Origin of the sequence: Halomarina ordinaria (assembly GCF_030553305.1) — an archaeon.
Taxonomy (GTDB): Archaea; Halobacteriota; Halobacteria; order Halobacteriales; family Haloarculaceae; genus Halomarina; species Halomarina ordinaria.
In genome coordinates this window covers 1,479,679-1,498,938 of the sequence record NZ_JARRAH010000001.1, presented here as the reverse complement: position 1 = coordinate 1,498,938, position 19,260 = coordinate 1,479,679, and the positions used below count along the sequence as shown (strand labels likewise).

Below are 19,260 nucleotides of genomic sequence, written 5' to 3'. Positions count from 1 at the left end.
CACCCCCTCTCCCGCCGCTCTCCCACGGAGTAGTAACAACCGGTTGATGTATTTTCGTCCATCCGGTATCCACATTCCGAATATGACCTTCCATTCACGTCATATATTGACGGCCTCCCAGTCGTGCGGTTTCCGGTATTCTCTGTTGTATATAGTTGTGATTATGAACGTCAGAACGGCGGTAAACGATGTAAACCGAACCCATCTAGCTTCCGTGATATTTTTCTCTCCGAGAGAGACAGGATTCCGTTAGCTCGCCTTCCGGTGTATCATTCGTTCCAAACGATGTATTGAGTGTGATTTTCGGGACGGTAACAATATCCACGGTAGGGAAAGCCGCCCACACTCATGCTGAGGAAACGGCTGTTGAGACGACGGATGACGGCGGTTGCGCTCGTCGCGCTCCTCCTGTTGTCCAGTGTATCGATGTCCGGCGTCGTCACGAACGCGGCGGCCGCGCCGGGCGACGTCCTCTACCGGGTGAACGCCGGTGGTGAGACGGTCGACGCGGCCGACGGCGGCCCGGACTGGGTCGCCTCGGACCAGTCGTCGGCCGTGATTTCGGACGCCGACGAGTTCGGTAACTACGACGGGACGGTCGACCTCGACGGGTCGGTCCCGTCGGGGACGCCGACGGAACTCTTCGGAACCGAACTGTACGGCGACATGCAGTGGTCGTTCTCCGACGGCGTCCAGAGCGGCGAGACCTACGAGGTGCGCCTCTACTTCGCCGAAATCTTCCACGGCGTCCAGAACGGCAACGGCGAGGGCGCCCGCGAGTTCGACGTCGCTATCGAGGGCGAGACCGTCCTCGACGACTACGACATCGTCGCGGACGTCGGCCCGGAGACCGGCGTCATGAAGTCCTTCGAGGTCACGCCGACCGACGGCACCATCGACGTCGACTTCACCACCGTGACGGACAACGCGAAGGTCTCGGCGGTCGAGATCGTCGAGTCGGCGCCCGAGCCGAACGTCCTCGGCGCACCCGGTAGCGTCGACTTCGACGAGGTCGTGACCGGCCAGAGCGCGACCGAGTCGGTCACGCTCTCGAACGAGGGCGACGCCGGCGACCCCGACATCACCGTCTCCGACGTGAGTCTCTCGGGTGCTGACGCCGACGACTTCTCCGCGAGCCTCGCCGGCGACGGCACGCTCGCGCCGGGCGAGTCCGCCACCGTCCAGGTGACGTTCTCCCCCTCGGACGCCCAGGCCAAGGCGGCGAGCCTCGACGTGACCCACTCCGGGTCGAACTCGCCGCTGTCGGTGTCGCTCTCGGGTGAGGGCGTCAGCGACGTGCCGGTCGGCTTCGGCGCGAGCGGTCTCGACGGCGTCTCGCTGTCGAACCCCACGTCGCTGCAGTTCGGCCCCGACGACCGCCTCTACGTCGCCCAGCAGGGCGGCGTCATCGAGGCCTACGAGGTCGAACGCGGCGGCTCGAACGACTACGAGGTGGTCGACAGCGAGACCATCGACCTCGTCAACGACATCCAGAACCACAACGACGACGGCTCGACCGACGGCGTCCCGGACAACCGACAGGTGACGGGCATCGTCGTCGCCGGCACCGCCGACAACCCGGTGCTGTACGTCTCCTCGAGCGACTCCCGCATCGCGGTGAGCAACGACAGCCCGCCCGAGGACAGCCTCGACACCAACTCCGGGACGGTCTCGAAGCTGACCTGGACCGGCTCCGAGTGGGAGCACGTCGTCCTCGTGCGCGGCCTGCCGCGCTCGGAGGAGAACCACTCCCCGAACGGGATGCAGTACGACGAGGCGACCGACACGCTCTACCTCGCGGTCGGCGGCCACACCAACCAGGGCGCTCCCTCGGACAAGTTCTCCTACCTGCCCGAGTACGCGCTCTCGGCGGCCATCGTCTCCATCGACCTCGCGGACGTCGAGTCGAGGGAGACGCAGACCGACGCGACCGTCCCCTACAAGTACGACCTGCCGACGCTGCAGGGCGGGGACGACCCGTTCGGCGGCCTCGACGGGCAGAACATGGCGACGCTCGTCGAGGACGGCCCCGTACAGGTCTACTCGCCGGGCTACCGCAACGCCTACGACATCGTGCTGACCGAGGACGGCCAGCTCTACACGGTCGACAACGGCGCCAACGGCGGCTGGGGGAACGTCCCCGTCGGCGACGGCACCGCGATGTGCACGAACGAACCGAACGGCCCGGGGAGCGGGTCGCCCGACAACCTCCACCTCGTCACGGAGGACTACTACGCCGGGCACCCGAACCCGACGCGCGGCAACCCCGACGGCGCGAACGTCTACGACCAGAACGGCGACCTGGTGGTCGAGTTCACCGAGGACGACACGCCCGTCCCGTTCGACATGGCGGACCCGCGCGAGTGCGAGTACATCGCCCCGGCGGACGACGACTCCGTGCTCGCGACGTTCGGCTCGTCGACCAACGGGCTGACCGAGTACACCGCCTCGAACTTCGGCGGTGCCATGCAGGGCGACCTGCTGACCGCCAGCTTCGACGGCAGCGTCTACCGCGTCCAGCTCTCGGCCGACGGGAGCGAGGCGACGGAGACCACCCAGCTGTTCTCGAACTTCGGGAGCACGCCGCTGGACGTCACCGCACAGGGCGACGACGACCCCTTCGCGGGCTCCGTCTGGGCGGTCACCTACGGTAGCAACGACGTGACCGTCTTCGAGCCGAACGACTACGACGCCGACGGCGGTGACGGCGGCGACACGCCCGCCTGCACCGGCGCGGACGACGCCTCGCTCGACGAGGACTCCGACGGCTACGACAACGCCGACGAACTCGACGCCGGGACCGACCCGTGTTCGAGCGCGGACAAGCCCGCCGACTACGACGGCGACTTCGTCTCGAACGTCAACGACGACGACGACGACAACGACGGCCTGCTCGACACGGACGACCCGTTCGCGGTCGACCCCGACAACGGCCTGTCGACGACGCTCCCCGTCTCCTACGACTTCGAGCGCGGCTCCCAGCCCGACAGCCTCGAGGGCATCGGGTTCACCGGGCTGATGAGCAACGGCGAGGACTACCAGGACCTCTACGAGCCCGGTAACGTCGTCTTCGGCGGGGCCAACCCCGTGTTGACCGTCGAGGAGGTCCAGGACGGCGACGCGGTCAATCAGAATAACGACCAGCAACACGCGTTCCAGTTCGGCGTGGACGCCCCCGACGACTCGTTCGTCGTCGAGTCCACCGTCTCCGGCCTCCCCGAGGAGCCGGAGGACTACCAGTCGGCCGGCATCTACCTCGGAACCGGCGACCAGGACAACTACGTGAAACTCGTCACCAGCGCCAACGGCGGCGCCGGCGGCGTCCAGTTCGCGAAGGAGGTCGACGGGAACTTCGAGAACGTCGTACAGCCGGACGTCCCCGCGGTGACGAGCACCGAGACGGACCTCTCGCTGACGGTCCACCCCGAGAACGAGACGGTGGTGGCCCACTACGCGACGGACGGGGGCGAGCAGGTGCTCGTCGGGTCGACGACCATCCCCGCCGAGTGGCTGGACAACCAGGTCGACGGCCAGGACGTCGGCCTCGCGGTCGGCGTCATCTCGACGTCGTACCAGGCGAGCCCGTTCGCGGCGACGTGGGAGGGCATCGACGTGAGGGCCCTCTCGACCGGCGACAACGCGGCGCCGACGGCCGACGCCGGCGCCGACCAGACCGTCGAGGAGGGCGAGACGGTCGAACTCGACGGCTCGGCGTCGAGCGACCCCGACGGCGACCAGCTCGGCTACTCGTGGACGCAGCTGTCCGGCCCCGACGCCGGACTGAGCGTCTTCGACGCGCCGAACCCCACGTTCACCGCCCCCGAGGTCGACGGCGACGCGGACCTCGTCTTCGAACTCGAGGTCTCCGACGGCGTCGAGACGGCCACCGACACGGTGACCGTCACCGTCGAGGACACCGACGCCCAGAGCGAGGGCGACGTCGTCTTCGCGGTCAACGCCGGCGGTGACGAGTACACCGCCGCCGACGGCACCGTCTACGAGGCGGACACCGAGTTCTCCGGCGGCCAGACGTACAGCCTCACGACCGGCGAGGACATCGCCGGCACGGACGACGACACGCTCTACGAGACCGAGCGCTACGGCGACTTCTCGTACGACGTCCCGCTCCCCGACGGCGAGTACGAGGTGACGCTCCAGTTCGCGGAGATCTACCAGGGCGTCTCCCCGAACGACGACCCCGACGACGACGGCGCCGGCGACGGCAACGTCGGTGACCGCGTCTTCGACGTCGCCGTGGAGGGCGAGACCGTCCTCGACGACTACGACATCTTCGCCGAGGTCGGCTCGCTGACGGCCGTCGAGGAGACGGTCACGGCGGAGGTCACCGACGGCGAACTGAACGTCGACTTCACCACCGTCGAGGACAACGCGAAGGTGAGCGCCATCCGGGTCGAGTCGGTCGGCCCGGCCGAGGACCCCGACTCCGTCACGGAGGCGACCGTGACGGTCAACGGCGGGAGCGGGAACCTCGACGCGAGCACCTACAGCGGCGGGTCGTTCGTCGTCGAGAACACCGGCACCGAGAACATCGAGACGCTGACGCTCGACCTCGGCACGACGGCCCTCCCGGACGTCGTGTTCGACCCCGTCGGCACCGCCGGCGACGAGACCGGCAAGTGCTTCGTCGCCGACAGCGGCGCGAGCGCGGTCGGGCTCCTCACCGACGGCAGCGGGAGCGGCGACGCCTCCTGCCTCGACCCGTTCTCGAACCCGCACGACGGCGACCCCGACGACGGGTACGAGACGCTGACGGTCGAGTTCGACGACTTCGAACCGGGCGAGACGTTCGCCTTCTCGTCGGACCTCGACCCGACCAGCATCAAGGGCGCCCAGGGCACCCAGAACAGCCTCGCCGGTCCCATCGGCGGCAACGACGTCGTCGGCGCGACCGTGACCGTCGAGTCGGCCTCGGGCACCTCGACGGGCGAACTGTACAGCGACGGGAGCGCGGGCGGTTCCGAGGTGACGACCGCCTCGGCCCCCGCGGCGGCACCGACGCTCGGCGTCGACGGCGTCGCGCTCGGCGCCACGGACTTCCCGGCGCACGCGAGCGGCGCGGCCACCGTCGCCGAGGCGACCCAGACCGTGACGGTCTCGGACGTCGCCCCCGGCGCGACGGTGTCCCTGCTGCACACGGAGGGCGAACTCAACGTCGAGGGCGTCCCCGACGGCGGCTACGACCTCGACGCGTACGAGGCGAACCGACTGCTCGCGCTGGAGACGGCCACCGCCACGGCCGACGAGAACGGCGAGGCCACCTTCGAGGTGACGCTCACCGATTCGAGCGAGGCCGGCGGTCTGAACTACTTCGTCGCCACGACGGTCGACGACGCGGGCGAGACGGGCCTCGTCTCGCAGTCGGTGGTCCTCGACCTCGACCCCGACGGCGCGAGCGACGGCCCCGCCCCCATCGGCGACTTCGAGAACCCGCCGGGGGACCTCGACGGTGACGGCCTCTACGAGGACGTCAACGGCAACGGGGAGTTCACCATCGTCGACGTGCAGGCGCTGTTCGCCAACTTCGACGACGACGCCGTGCAGGACGACCCCGACGCCTTCGACTTCAGCGGGAACGGCGGCGTCTCCATCGTCGACGTGCAGGCGCTGTTCGCCGAGTTCCAGGACGGAGGAGCCGATGGTAGCTGATCACTGCCGCTCCCGGCCCCCATCCGCGACGCGCGCGACTGCCACTCCGGAGGGCGCGTCGTCGCACCCGGTCGTCCGCGACGACGACCGCGACCGCGACTACGACCACGACTACGACAACGAGACTCAGACACGATGACAGCAGACAGGAAGCGAATCGGAGTACGGACGCTCGCGGCCGCCGCGCTCGCGGTGACGCTCGTCCTCTCGGCGGGGGCGACGTCGGTCGCGCTCGCCGCGGGGGCCACCGAGGTGACCATCGCGCCGGCCGACCAGACCGTCGGCGTCGGCGACTCGACGACGTTCGACGTCGTCGTCGACACCACCAGCGGGGGTGTCGGCGCCGCTAGCGGGACGGTCGCGCTGACCGACCCGTCGGTCGCGGAGATAACGGCTATCGACCTCGCCGGCGACCCGGCGTTCCCCGAGTCCTCGATAGCCGACGACGGCTCGTCGGCCTCGTTCCTGTTCGCCTCCGGGGGGAACACCCTGGCCGACGACCCCGCGGGCGTGACCGTCGCGACGGTCACGGTCGCCGGGACGGCGGCCGGCGAGACGGACCTCACGCTCGGCGAGGCGCCGTTCGAACTCGGCGACGCCGACGGGAGCGACTACACCGTGACGGGCACGACCGACGCGACGCTGACCGTCACGCCCCAGAACCAGCCCCCGGTCGCGGACGCCGGGGCCGACCAGACCGTCGAAGAGGGTGAGACGGTCGAACTCGACGGCTCGGCGTCGAGCGACCCCGACGGCGACGCGCTGACCTACGCGTGGGCGCAGGTCGGCGACGGCCCGGACGTCTCGCTCGACGACGCGAGCGCCGCCCAGCCGACGTTCACCGCCCCGGAGGTGGAGAGCGCGACGACGCTCGACTTCGAGGTGACCGTCGACGACGGCGCGGCGAGCGACACGGACACCGTGAGCGTGACGGTCGAACCGCTCTCGCCGGCGACGTTCGCGGTCTCGAACCTCGACGCGCCCGCGAGCGCGGAGCAGGGCGAGAGCATCACCGTCTCGGCCGACGTCACCAACGACGGCGAGCAGGCCGGGACGAAGACCGTCGAGTTCCAGCTCGACGGCACGAGCGTCGCGAGCCAGCAGGTGACGCTCGCGCCCGGCGAGACGGAGACCGTCTCCTTCGACGTGACCGTCCCCGCCGACCTCGCGCCCGGCACCTACACGCACGGCGTGTTCACCGCCGACGACGGCGCGACGGCGCAACTCGACGTCGAGGCGGCACCGGACGCCCCCGACCTGACCTCGGCGGTGAGCCTCTCGCCGGCCGAACAGACCGTGGGCGTCGGCGGGTCGGTCACCTACGACGTGGTCGTCGAGAACGCCGACGGCGGCGTCGGCGCGGTCGACCTCGTCGTCTCGGTCGACGATGCGAGCGTGGCGACCATCGACGCCATCGAACCGGCGGTGTCGACCGTCGACGACGAGGCCACGGTCGCCGAGGACGGTTCCTCGGCGTCCCTCTCGGCGTTCGGGATGGACACCGCCGACGAGGGCGCGGTGACCGTCGCGACGGTCACCGTCGACGCGGCGGCCGTCGACACGACACAGCTCTCGCTCGACGTGACCGCGCTCGGGACGGAAGACGGCGAGGACGTGACCGTCACCGACACCGCCGGCGCGACGCTCGTCGTCGAACCGGCGAGCTTCCTCGTCTCGGACCTCGACGCACCCGCGGACGTCGTCCGCGGTGAGACCGTCTCGGTGAGCGCGAGCGTCACCAACGACGGGTCCATCGAGACGTCGAAGACCGTCGAGTTCCGCTTCGACCTGAACGGCGACGGGACGCTCGCGGCGAACGAGGCCGTGGCGTCGAAGACGGTCACCCTCGCGCCGGGCGAGACGGAGACCGTCCCGTTCGTCGCCACCGTCCCCGCGGACCTCGCGCTCGGCACGTACGCCCACGGGGTGTTCACGGTCGACGACGACGCGACGGGCGAGATAGCGGTCACCCTGCCGGTGCTCGACGAGAGCTACGCGGGACCGCCGGGGGACCTCGACGGTGACGGCCTCTACGAGGACGTCAACGGCAACGGGGAGTTCAACCTGGTCGACGTGCAGGCGGCGTTCGCCAACCGCGACGACCCGACGCTGACCGAGAACGACGCGCTGTTCGACTTCACCGGCAACGGCGTGTTCGACCTCGTCGACATCCAGCGGCTCTTCGCCGAGGTCAACGAGTAGCACCGTTTTCGAACGCCAGTGACCGACCACGACTCCAGCGACACACGAAACAGATGAAACAGACACTCACGACCCGACTCACGGCGAAACGGGCGGCCGCGCTCGCCGCGGCCCTGCTCGTCCTCGTCGGTGGTATCGTCCCCGCCGTCACCGCAGCGAGCGCGACGGCGGTGAGCCTCACCCCCAGCGACCAGTCGACGCCAGTCGACGACACCGTCACCTACGACGTGGTCGTCGAGAACGCCGACGGCGGCGTCGGTGCCTACGACCTCGTCGTCTCGGTCGACCCGAGCGTCGCGACCGTCACCGAGGTCGGGTTCGGCGGCGACCCGTTCCTGACCGAGACCGACCTCGCGGAGGACGGGTCGTCGGTCCGGTTCTACGCCATCGGGGCGACGACGGCCGACGGGACCGTCACCGTCGGGAGCGTCACGGTCCAGGGTGCCGCCGCCGGCGACACCGACGTCGACCTCGACGTGGTCGCGCTCGGGACCGAGGACGGTGTCGACTACGACGTGTCGAGCACGAGCGGCGCGACGCTGACCGTCACCGACGACGCCGACGACGGCGACGACTCGGACGACGGTGACAGCGACGACGGCGACGCGGACGACGGGTCCGACGACTCCGACGACAGCGATGACGGTGACTCCGACGACAGCGATGACTCCGACGACAGCGATGACTCCGACGATTCCGACGACAGTGACGACGGAGATGCCGGTGACGATGCGGACGACTCGGACGACACCGACGACTCGGACGACTCGGACGACTCGGACGACACCGACGACTCGGACGACTCGGACGACTCGGACGACACCGACGACTCGGACGACTCGGACGACGACTCCAGTGTGGGTGACGGCGACGACTCGGACACAGACGACGGTGACGCCGACGACGATGGGTCCGATGACGCTGACGGCGATGCCGACGACGGGTCGGAGGACTCCGACGACGCCACCGACGGCGACGACGCGGACGCGCCCGCCGAGACGGCCTACTACCAGGTGGACTTCGTCGCCGGCGACCCCCTCGACCAGCTCGACGCGAGCGAGGGACAGCTCTACAGCGACCAGTCCCGTCTCGTCCACTTCCTCCACGGGAGTTCCGACGACGCGGTGACGCGACAGGGCGCCCCCTCGACGCTCGATTCGGCCTACGCCGCCTGCCTCTCGGACGTGTCCATGCAGGTCGAGGACGGACAGGCGACGGTGACGTTCACCGTGGCCGACGGCTGCGAGGAGGCGATGTCGCTCGTCAGCTACGAGAAGCCCGGTCCCGGCTGGGACCGCGCGAGCGCGAGTCAGCAGGAACTGACCGACGCCTCGACCGAGACGGTCGGCGCCGGCACCCACACGCTGACGGTCGACCTCCCGGGAAGCGACTACTGACCGACTGACGGGCCGCTCGGCCCGCAGTCCGCGGCTCTTCTTCGGTGCGACGCGACGCGATTTCGGTGGGTTTACTCGGCCGCCGCCCGACGATTCGAGCAATGAGTGACGACGACGATTTCACGAACTCGGAGCGAGCGCCGACGGGTGACCCCGAGGATGCGGCCGCCGAGGCGTCGAACGGGTCGGCGGCCGCGGCCCCCACCGACGCGGCCGAGTCGGGTGTCGCCGAGTCGGACTCCGGCGCCGGCGCCGACGCCGACGAGGACCTCGTCTCCCGCGTCGAGGAGGCGGACCCGGAGACGTTGGCCACCGAGATAGCCGCCCTGCGCTCGCGTGCCGCCGACGCCGAGGCGGCGGCCGCCGAGGCGGAGGAGCGCGTCGAGGAACTGGAGGAGCGACTGAAGCGCAAGCAGGCGGAGTTCCAGAACTACAAGAAGCGCCAGGAGCGCCGCCGCGAGCAGGAGCGACGGCGCGCGACCGAGGACCTCGTCGTACGCCTCGTCGACGTCCGGGACAACCTCCGGCGCGGTCTCGAACAGGACGGCGACATCCGCGAGGGCGTCGAGTCCACGCTGCGCCTGTTCGACGACGTCCTCGAGGCGGAGAACGTGACCGAGATAGCGCCGGAAGCGGGCGAGGCGGTCGACCCCCAGCGCCACGAGGTGCTGATGCGCGTCGAGAGCGACCACCCCGAGGGGACCGTCGAGGACCTCTACCAGCCGGGCTACGAGATGGCCGAGAAGGTCATCAAGCCCGCGCAGGTGACGGTGAGCGAGGGGACCGACGGGTCGGACTAGCACTTCTGTTTATATCTCGCGGTTGCCCCCGCCGTCGATTCGGCAAAACCGCACGACTGCGGCCCGACGCCCCGCGGCCGTCCCGGACGAGATTCAGCAAGGTTTAACGGTCAGACGCCAGTAGGTGGAAGCAACATGGCGAGTAACAAGATTCTCGGTATCGACCTCGGTACCACCAACAGCGCGTTCGCGGTGATGGAGGGCGGCGACCCCGAGATCATCGTCAACGGCGAGGGTGACCGGACCACGCCTTCGGTCGTCGCGTTCACCGACGACGAACGACTCGTCGGTCGCCCCGCGAAGAACCAGGCCATCCAGAACCCCGAGCGCACCATCTCCTCTATCAAGCGCCACATGGGCGAGGAGGGCTACTCCGTCGAGGTCGACGGCGAGGAGTACACGCCCGAGCAGATCTCGGCGATGATCCTCCAGAAGATCAAGCGCGACGCCGAGGAGTACCTCGGCGACGAGGTCGAGAAGGCCGTCATCACGGTCCCGGCGTACTTCAACGACAAGCAGCGCCAGGCGACGAAGGACGCCGGCGAGATCGCCGGCTTCGAGGTCGAACGCATCGTCAACGAGCCGACGGCCGCCTCGATGGCCTACGGCCTCGACGACGACGCCGACAAGACGGTCCTCGTCTACGACCTCGGTGGGGGGACCTTCGACGTCTCCCTGCTCGACCTCGGCGGGGGCGTCTACGAGGTCGTCGCCACCAACGGGGACAACAGCCTCGGGGGCGACGACTGGGACCAGGCCGTCATCGACTGGCTGGCCGACGAGTTCGAGGCCGAACACGGCGTCGACCTCCGCCAGGACCGCCAGGCCCTCCAGCGCCTGAAGGACGCCGCCGAGGAGGCCAAGATAGAGCTCTCCAGCCGCAAGGAGACGAGCATCAACCTCCCGTTCATCGCGGCGGGCGACGCCGGGCCGCTCAACCTGGAGACGAAGCTCTCCCGTGCGAAGTTCGAGTCGCTCACCCGCGACCTGGTCGAGCGGACGGTCGACCCCACGGAACAGGCGCTCGCCGACGCCGGCTACTCCCAGGACGACATCGACGACGTCATCCTCGTCGGCGGGTCGACCCGGATGCCGATGGTCCAGGAGAAAGTCGAGGAGCTGACCGGCCAGGAGCCGAAGAAGAACGTCAATCCCGACGAGGTCGTCGCGCTCGGCGCGGCCATCCAGGGCGGCGTCCTCGGCGGCGAGGTGGACGACATCGTCCTGCTCGACGTGACCCCCCTCTCGCTCGGTATCGAGGTGAAGGGCGGGCTGTTCGAGCGCCTCATCGAGAAGAACACGACCATCCCGACCGAGGAGTCGAAGGTGTTCACCACTGCGGCGGACAACCAGACGAACGTGCAGGTGCGCGTCTTCCAGGGCGAGCGCGAGATGGCGAACCAGAACGAGCTGCTGGGCGAGTTCCAGCTCGCCGGCATCCCGCCCGCGCCCGCCGGCACGCCCCAGATCGAGGTGACGTTCAACATCGACGAGAACGGCATCGTCAACGTCGAGGCCGAGGACAAGGGGTCGGGCAACGCCGAGTCCATCACCATCGAGGGCGGCGCGGGCCTCTCCGACGAGGAGATCGACCGGATGCAGCAGGAGGCCGAGGAGCACGCCGAGGAGGACAAGGAACGCCGCGAGCGTATCGAGGCGCGCAACGACGCCGAGGGGTCGGTCCAGCGCGCGCGCACCCTCCTCGAGGAGAACGAGGAGAACGTCTCCGACGACCTCCAGGCCGACATCGAGGCCGCCATCGAGGACGTCGAGGCGACCCTGGAGGACGAGGACGCGAGCACCGAGGAGCTCCGCGAGAGCACCGAGGCGCTCTCGAAGGAACTCCAGGAGATCGGCAAGCAGATGTACCAGCAACAGCAGGCCGCACAGGGCGCCGCGGGCGGTACAGGCGGCGCGGGTGGCGCCGGTCCCGGCGCGGCGGGTGCCGGTCCGGGCGGTGCGGGCGCCGGTCCCGGCGCGAGCCAGGAGTCGGAGTACGTCGACGCCGACTTCGAGGACGTCGCGGACGACGACGAGGACGAAGAGTCCTCCTGAGCCACCCAGAACTCGGAGCGTTCCGGTGACGTCGCGGACGACGACGAGGAACGGTGCGGGCGAACGCGGTCGACGCGACCGCCCTCACCCTCGTTCGGTTCTCACTGCCCGACGAACTCGGGGTCGCCCTTCTCGAAGAACGCGTCGTGTCCGCGCTCGTAGTCCTCGGTGTGGGTGGCGCGTGCGATGGCGTCGGTCTCGGCGGCCATCTGGCCCGCCAGCCCGCGGTCGAAGCTCTCGGTGAGCAGGCGCTTGGTCGCGCCGAAGGCGGCGGTGGGACCGCTCGCGAGGCGCTCGGCGTAGTCGGTGACACGCGCGTCGAACTCGGCGGCGGGGACGCTCTCGGTGACCAGTCCCAGGCCGACGGCGTAGTCGGGGTCGATGGGTTCGTCGAGGAGCGCTATCTCCTTCGCCCGGCGCAGGCCGACGAGGCGCGGCAGCCAGAAGGTCGACCCGCCGTCGCCGGTCAACCCGATGCGGCCGTAGGCGTACTCCAGGCGCGCCTCGTCGCTCATCACGACCACGTCGCCCGCGAGCGCCATGCTGAACCCCGCGCCGGCGGCGACCCCGTTGATACCGACGACGAGCGGCGTCTCCGCCTGGTGGAGCTGGAGGATGGCGTCGTGGAGCGACGAGGCGAGACGGCGGAGTTCGGGCGCGTCGCGCTCGTCGCCCGCGAGACCGGCGAGGTCGGCACCGGCGCAGAAGACGCCGTCGGTCCCCGTGAGGACGAGACAGCGTATCGATTCGTCCTCGCTCAGTTCCGTGACGGCGTGGACCAGTTCCTCGCCCATCGTCGGGTTGAGCGAGTTGAAGTCGCTCGTGCTCGCGAGTTCGATTCGCCCGAGGGGTGCGTCTCGCTCGACGCGCAGGTTCTCGTAGTCGGTCGTGGCCATGCCCGTCGTACAACCACGGCTGGAATAAAACAACTGGAATAGACCCGAAACCCTATCGCGTCCGACGGGGTTCGGGGGGTATGGTCCCCCGGACGGAGTCCGTTCCCCCCTCCGCCCCTCGTCTCGACGGCTACCGCGACCCGACGGCGTTCACCTACCCCCGACTCCGCCTGCAGGCCGCCGGTCTGGTCGCGACGCTCCTCGCGGCCGTCGCCGGGATGGCGCTCACGGCGATTCCGCGCGGCGGGAGCGTCTCGGTGAGCGTCGGACCGACCGCGTTCGTCGGTCTCGGCCTCGCCCTCGTCGCCACGGTCCTCGCCCACGAAGGCGTCCACGCCGCCGTCGCCCGCCTCCGAGGGTACCGCATCACCGCGGGCCTCGACCTGCGTCTCCCCGGCGCGTACGTCGCCGCCCTGGAGCAGGCGATACCGCGGCGCGACCAGGTGCTCGTCGCCCTCGCGCCGCTCGTCGTCCTGACGACACTCCTGGCCCCGCTCCTCCTGTTCGCGGAGGGGTGGCTGCTGGGCGCCGCGCTCGTCGGGTTCGTGATGAACACCGCCGGCGCCGTCGGCGACGTCTACGTCGCGTGGCGCGCGCTTCGCCTCCCGCCGGGGACCGTCTTCTACGACGTGAGCGTCGACGAGATGTACGTCTACGAACCCCGCTGACTCACTCCGCCTCGTGGAGGCGCTCGCCGCGGTGCAGGCGCGTCGCGATGGAGAACGTCTGTTCGGCCTCCCGGCGGGTAGGGAAGTGGGCGGCCATGTAGCGCGCCGGGGCCATCAGCGCGGCGCGCTTCGCCTCCGCCTCCCCGACGGTCTCGAACCGGCGGAAGCCGGCCTCGACGTTCTGGAGGGTGTGGAAACCGGCGTCCTCGCGGAGGAGGCCGCGTCCGAGCGTCCGCTTCAGGTCGTCGGGGTCGCCGCCGGCGTCGAAGTGCTCGCTCACGAGCGCCGCCGCGCGGTTCACCTGCCCCTGCTCGTCGAAGCATTCGAGCAACTCCTCGCGGATGGCGGCGGGGTCGCGGTCGGACTCCCCGGGCGAGGGGAGCGGCGCGCTCGGCATGTTGAGGAAGCGGTCGAGGTAGACGCTCATCGCGGCGTCGAGACAGCCGCGGTAGAGTTCCGTCGCGTCGGTCCGTCGGGTGGCGCGGTGGACGGCGTTCGCGTAGGTGAACGTGTGGTGGACCGTGTTCCAGTCGCTGAACTCGTTGTTCGTCGCGAAGCGGGCGACCCGCCAGGTGGCCGCGCGGGCGACGGCGTCCGCCAGTTGCGTCGTCGTCGCGCCGTCGGCGATGGCGTCGGTCAGCGCGTCGACGATTCCCTCGGGGTCGTCCGCGAGGAGCGCGTCGACGAACCCCTCGGGGCGCGCCCACGTCTTCCCGTCGCCCGCCCGAACGAGGTCGTCCAGTCGCTCGTTCGCGTCGGCACAGAGCGCCGCGATGTCGACGGGCTGGCGCCACGAGGAGAGTTCCTCGGAGCGGGTCGCGTCGGTCAACTGCCGGACGGTCGAGGCGAGGACGGCGTCGGCGTGTCCCTCCCCAGCACCGTCGTCCGTCGCCCCGCCCCAGCCGATGTGGTCGAGCGTCTCGAACGCCTTGTTGACGAAGTCGAGCGAGTGGCCGGCGTTCAGGTAGCGGTGGTCGGTGGCGGCGGTGAACACGATGTCCGCCACCGCCTCCTCGGGGAGGTTCGCGAGCGCGGTCAGCAGGACGCGCTCGGCGCCGTCGGCGTCGCGCACCTCGACGCAGTCGCGGAACCACCGCTTCAGTCGGGCCTTCGAGACGTCCCGGTTGTCGAAGGCGTACTGCTGGAAGCGCGGGGGTTCGCCGGCGCTCTCTCCCGCCACCTCACGTACCCCGAGGAACATCGCGCGGCGCTTGTCGCGCCCGCCGACGTCGGCGTGGAGGTTCGCCATACATCCCAGGGTGGTCAGCCCCCGCCCCCACCCCATCGCGCGGTAGCGCGTCCCGAAGGTGACCGCCGTCTCGATGGGCGTGTGGAAGCCCTCGCCCTCCTCGTCCAGTCCCACTACCGCCTTCGCCATCACGAGGCGGAGGTTCTCGTTGAGGCCGTCGGCCAGTCGGTTGCGCCAGTGGACGGCCGGCGGCACGTCCGGGTCGGGACTCGGGTCGACGTACACGTTCCCATCTCGGACCTCGACGGGGAACGTCCGGAGGTCGTCGGCCCAGATGTCGAAGGTGTCGCCCTCCTCCAGTTCGAAGCGCGCGTGGTGCCAGTGGCAGGTGAGGATGCCGTCCTCGACGGTGCCGCGCGTGAGCGGGAAGCCCATGTGCGGACAGCGGTTGTCGACGGCGTACACCTCGCCGTCGTGGTCGAAGAGGGCGATGGCCTGGCCGTCCTCGCTGACGACGGTCGGGCCGTCCGCGAGCGACGCCCGGTCGGCGACCTCGACGAACGTCGCGTCGGTCGTGGAGTCAGTTGCCATACCCCACGTCGACCGGCACGGACCAAAACGGTTCCCTGAACGGCGTTTTTGTAAGGAGAGTGATAGCAGCCGGAGCGGGCTTTTGAAGTGTCACAACGGTGTACGACCGACAACGAATGAGCGAGGACTTCTACGAGGTGCTCGGCGTCTCGCGCGACGCCGACGAGGACGAGATACGGTCCGCCTTCCGGAAACAGGCCGCGGAGTACCACCCCGACGTGAGCGACGACCCCGACGCCGAGGAGAAGTTCAAGCGCGCGAAGAAGGCGAAGGAGGTGCTCATGGACGAGGAGAAGCGCGCGGCCTACGACCGGATGGGCCACGACCGCTTCGAACAGGCCGAGAAACGCGGGGGCTTCGACGCCGGCGCCGGGGGCGACCCCTTCGGCGGCATGGGCGGCGGCGCGGGCGGCAGTCCCTTCGACGACATCTTCGAGCAGTTCTTCGGCGGCGGTGGCGGCGGCCGGAGCGGTCCCCGACAGGGCCGCGACCTCCGGACGGGCCTCACCGTCGACCTCCGGGACGCCTACGAGGGACTCTCGACGCAGATGACCGTCACCCGGCCCGAGCGCTGTCCGGACTGCGACGGACGTGGGCATCCCCCCGAGGCCGACGCCCAGACCTGTCCCGCGTGTAACGGACAGGGCCAGCAGACGCGCGTCCAGCAGACGCCGTTCGGCCGCGTCCAGCAGTCACAGACGTGTCAACAGTGCGCCGGCGACGGGACGCTCTACTCGGAGACCTGCACCACCTGCGCCGGCGACGGGCAGGTGCTCGAGGACGCGACGCTCACCGTCGACGTCCCCGCCGGCATCCGCGACGGCCAGACCCTCCGGATGAGCGGCGAGGGCGCGCCCGGCGAGGGGGGCGGCCCGAAGGGCGACCTGCTCGTCGAGATAACCGTCGAACCCCACCCCGACTTCGAACGCGACGGCGACGACCTGCTCCATCGCCTCCCGCTGTCGTTCCCGCAGGCCGTCTTCGGCGACGAAGTCGACGTCGAGACGCTCGGCGGCACGGTGTCGATGGACGTCCCCTCGGGGACCCAGAGCGGCGAGACCTTCCGCCTGCAGGGGAAGGGGATGCCGCGCCTCCAGCGCCGGGGCCACGGCGACCTCTTCGTGCAGGTCCAGGTCGTCACGCCCGACCAACTCAACGAGGCACAGCGCGAGGCGCTCGCCGCCTTCGCCGAGGCCGGCGGCGAGGAGGTGGACGTGAAGGAAGGGTTCTTCGAGAAACTGAAGAACTCCTTCTGAGGGCCGCTCCCCGGTCACACCCAACAGCAGTCGCCGAGCGTGTGCCGACGGGGCGTAACGGTCGCACTCGACAGCGACCGGCGACGCGCTCCCGTTCGACCGGGGCACCACACCATCGCGTCCCGGGTGTTCATCGACCCGGTTTTGTCCGCCCGACGCGAACGACGGGCATGGACGACCAGGCACCGCGGGTGCTCGGTGACCTGCTCGCGCGCGAGCGCCGGAGCGACGCGCCCGCGCTGCTCGCCCCCGCGCTCGACCGGGCGTACGACTACCACCGCCTGCTGACGAACGCCTGGAAGACGGGCAACTTCCTGCGCCACCTCGGCGTCCGCGAGGGAACCGTGGTCGCCGTCGTGGCCGACCCCGTTCCGGAGGCGGTCCTCTCGGTCCACGGCGCGGCACTGCTGGGCGCGACCGTCCGCGTTCTCCCGCCCGGGGAACGAGCGCCGGAGGCCCGCGCGCTCGTCGCGCCCGCCGACCGACTGGCGGCGTCCGACCCCGACGCGGCGACGCAGTGCGTCGTCTACGGCGCCCCCCCGGACGACCCGAGCGTCTCGTACTTCGAGCGCGACGTCTGGAGCGAGAACCCGACGGAACCGCCGGACGTGGTCGCTCCCGAAACTCCCCTTCTGACCGACGGGGACGAGGAGTACACCCATCGACAGGTCCTCGCGGCCGCCCGGTCGGTCGTCGAGGAGTGGTCGCTGGACGCTACGAGCCGCGTCGCCGTCCGCGCGTCGCTCTCCGACCCGGGGACGGTCGTCGTCGGGCTCGTCGCGCCGCTCCTCGCCGGCGCGGCGACGCTCTTCCCCGACGACGAGGCGCGGGGGACGCTCGCCGTGGCGACGGACGACGCGCCGGAGGCGATGTGCTGCTCGCCGGAGGACGTCCTCGACGGGTCGGCGTGAGCGGAGAGCGAGGCACGAGAAGGCGGGGCGCGACCGACCTCAGGCGTACGGGAGCCCGAGGAAGACGGTCAGCGTGACGGCCATGATGACGAAGCCAACGAGCATCGCCACCGTCGAGTAGCCGATGATGTCGCGGGCGCGGAGGTCGGCGAGCGCGAGCAGCGGCAGTGCCCAGAACGGCTGTACCATGTTCGTCAACTGGTCGCCCATCATCTCGAGGATGACCGCCGTCGACAGCGGCATACCGAGCTGTTGGGTGGTCTCGAGGAGGATGGGTCCCTGCGCGGCCCACTGCCCGCCGCCCGAGGGGACGAAGATGTTGACGAGGCCGGTGCTGATGAGGCCGAGGACGGGCCACGTCAGCGGCGTCGAGATGCTGGCGAAGAAGTTCGCGATGGCGAGTCCCAGCGCCGTCCCGGTGACGATTCCGGAGATGCCGGCGTAGAACGGGAACTGGAAGATGATGCCGGAGACGTTCTTCACGGAGTCCTCCATCTGCTCGACGACGCCCATCGGCGTCTTCCAGAGGACGATGGCGCTGAACAGGAAGAAGGCGTTGATGCTGTTGAGCGAGAGGCCGGCGAGGCCCTCCCCGCTGAGGAACCACGAGTTGATGAAGTAGTACGCGGGGAAGACGGCGATGAGCACCGTCAGCAGCACGGAGGTGTTCAGGCGGTCGGCGGGCGTCAGGCGCTCGGTGACCGACGGTTCGACGGGGTCGCCGACGGCCGTCTCGCCGCCGTCCGGCGCGACGCCCGAGGAGGGTGCCATCTCCTCCATCACGGAGTCGGGCAGGCCGCGAATCGTGTCGCCGTCGCGCGGGTGGAGCGCGGCCATCACCAGCGGGACGAATATCAGGAGCAGCGCAACCGTCGAGAGGTTCGCCATGCTCCCGATGGTCTCCGTGACGGGGATGCCCTCGGGCGTGTACTGGAGGAACGCCTCGTCGTCCTCGGTCAGCGAGGCCATGAACAGCCCCGAGGAACTCGTGATGCCGGAGTGCCATATCATCAGCCCCGTGTAGCCCGCGGCGGCCACCAGCGGGTAGTGGAGGTCCAACCCGTTCTTCTGGCCCTGGTAGGTCACCTGCCGGGCCATCACCGCGCCGACGATGAGCCCCAGCCCCCACGAGATGAGCGCCGCCGCCATCGCCGTGAAGGAGGTGAACGCGACGGCCGTCTTCCGAGAGGTGGGCAGGCCGGCGATGCGTTCGAGCAGTCGGGTGACCGCCGGCGACTTCGCGATGGCGTCGCCGGTCATCAGGATGACGGCGAACTGCGCCATGAACGTCAGGAACGTCCAGACGCCGCCGTACCAGGCGTCGAAGACACCCCCTACGGCGCCCAGCGCCGTCTCCGACTCCTGCATCTGGAACGGCAGCGCCCCGAGGAACGCGAGGACGGTGAGGACGATGACGAACACGTACGGGTCCGGCATGTACTTCATCGACCAGTCAGCGAACTTCTCCCCCATCCGCCGTATCGGGCTCGTAATTGCCATGGTTAATCGTACCCTGGGCCACGAGTCTTGCTACCACGTAAAAGAACTTCCGACACGACGTAGGGTGTTGGCCGCCTCCGTCGGGCGATTCGAGGCAGCGCGTGTCGGTGGCCCAAACCTTTTCGTGC

At 69.8% G+C, this 19,260-nt stretch carries 12 protein-coding genes; 9 read left to right on the top strand and 3 right to left on the bottom strand.

Features of this window, described 5'->3' with window-relative positions:
• Positions 1 to 378: 378 nt before the first annotated feature.
• The 6 genes from P1Y20_RS08130 (at position 379) to dnaK (ending at position 12,121) form a co-directional block, all read left to right on the top strand.
• The gene (locus P1Y20_RS08130; RefSeq protein WP_304448160.1) at positions 379 to 5,667 is read left to right on the top strand and encodes a malectin domain-containing carbohydrate-binding protein; all 5,289 of its coding nucleotides are present in this window, start codon (positions 379 to 381) and stop codon (positions 5,665 to 5,667) included.
• Positions 5,657 to 5,806, top strand: a complete 150-nt coding sequence (locus P1Y20_RS08125; protein WP_304448159.1) for a hypothetical protein — start codon at positions 5,657 to 5,659, stop codon at positions 5,804 to 5,806. The genes P1Y20_RS08130 and P1Y20_RS08125 overlap by 11 nt, the downstream gene beginning before the upstream one ends.
• On the top strand, positions 5,803 to 7,869 hold the full coding sequence (locus tag P1Y20_RS08120) for a PKD domain-containing protein (RefSeq protein WP_304448158.1): 2,067 nt from the start codon (positions 5,803 to 5,805) through the stop codon (positions 7,867 to 7,869). The genes P1Y20_RS08125 and P1Y20_RS08120 overlap by 4 nt, the downstream gene beginning before the upstream one ends.
• A gap of 53 nt (positions 7,870 to 7,922) precedes the next feature.
• Positions 7,923 to 9,266: a hypothetical protein gene (locus P1Y20_RS08115; RefSeq protein WP_304448157.1), complete on the top strand. Its 1,344-nt coding sequence runs from the start codon at positions 7,923 to 7,925 to the stop codon at positions 9,264 to 9,266.
• Between the two features lie 101 nt (positions 9,267 to 9,367).
• Positions 9,368 to 10,066, top strand: a complete 699-nt coding sequence (locus P1Y20_RS08110) for a nucleotide exchange factor GrpE (protein WP_304448156.1) — start codon at positions 9,368 to 9,370, stop codon at positions 10,064 to 10,066.
• Between the two features lie 135 nt (positions 10,067 to 10,201).
• The gene (dnaK, locus tag P1Y20_RS08105; protein ID WP_304448155.1) at positions 10,202 to 12,121 is read left to right on the top strand and encodes a molecular chaperone DnaK; all 1,920 of its coding nucleotides are present in this window, start codon (positions 10,202 to 10,204) and stop codon (positions 12,119 to 12,121) included.
• A 101-nt stretch (positions 12,122 to 12,222) separates the two neighbouring features.
• Here the strand turns inward: dnaK and P1Y20_RS08100 are convergent, their stop codons facing one another.
• Entirely contained in the window at positions 12,223 to 13,017 is a 795-nt protein-coding gene (locus tag P1Y20_RS08100) for an enoyl-CoA hydratase/isomerase family protein (RefSeq protein ID WP_304448154.1), read from the bottom strand.
• A gap of 80 nt (positions 13,018 to 13,097) precedes the next feature.
• Here P1Y20_RS08100 and P1Y20_RS08095 point away from each other — a divergent pair, with 80 nt between their 5' ends.
• Positions 13,098 to 13,685 carry a DUF3267 domain-containing protein gene (locus P1Y20_RS08095; protein WP_304448153.1) on the top strand — a complete coding sequence of 196 codons (588 nt, stop codon included), beginning with the start codon at positions 13,098 to 13,100 and terminating at the stop codon, positions 13,683 to 13,685.
• Position 13,686: 1 nt separating this feature from the next.
• On the opposite strand, the gene P1Y20_RS08090 is transcribed toward P1Y20_RS08095, so the two are convergent.
• A complete protein-coding gene (locus P1Y20_RS08090) occupies positions 13,687 to 15,465 on the bottom strand; it encodes a Rieske (2Fe-2S) protein (protein ID WP_304448152.1) in 1,779 nt (592 codons plus the stop codon).
• A gap of 116 nt (positions 15,466 to 15,581) precedes the next feature.
• Between P1Y20_RS08090 and dnaJ the strand changes: the two genes are divergently transcribed.
• Both dnaJ and P1Y20_RS08080 read left to right on the top strand, forming a co-directional pair.
• Positions 15,582 to 16,721, top strand: coding sequence for a molecular chaperone DnaJ (gene dnaJ, locus P1Y20_RS08085; RefSeq protein ID WP_304448151.1), 1,140 nt, complete (start codon positions 15,582 to 15,584; stop codon positions 16,719 to 16,721).
• Positions 16,722 to 16,891: 170 nt separating this feature from the next.
• Complete coding sequence (locus tag P1Y20_RS08080; protein ID WP_304448150.1) at positions 16,892 to 17,632, top strand: AMP-binding protein; 741 nt, start codon at positions 16,892 to 16,894, stop codon at positions 17,630 to 17,632.
• Positions 17,633 to 17,671: 39 nt separating this feature from the next.
• On the opposite strand, the gene P1Y20_RS08075 is transcribed toward P1Y20_RS08080, so the two are convergent.
• A complete protein-coding gene (locus tag P1Y20_RS08075; RefSeq protein ID WP_304448149.1) occupies positions 17,672 to 19,105 on the bottom strand; it encodes a TIGR00366 family protein in 1,434 nt (477 codons plus the stop codon).
• Between the last annotated feature and the right edge of the window lie 155 nt (positions 19,106 to 19,260).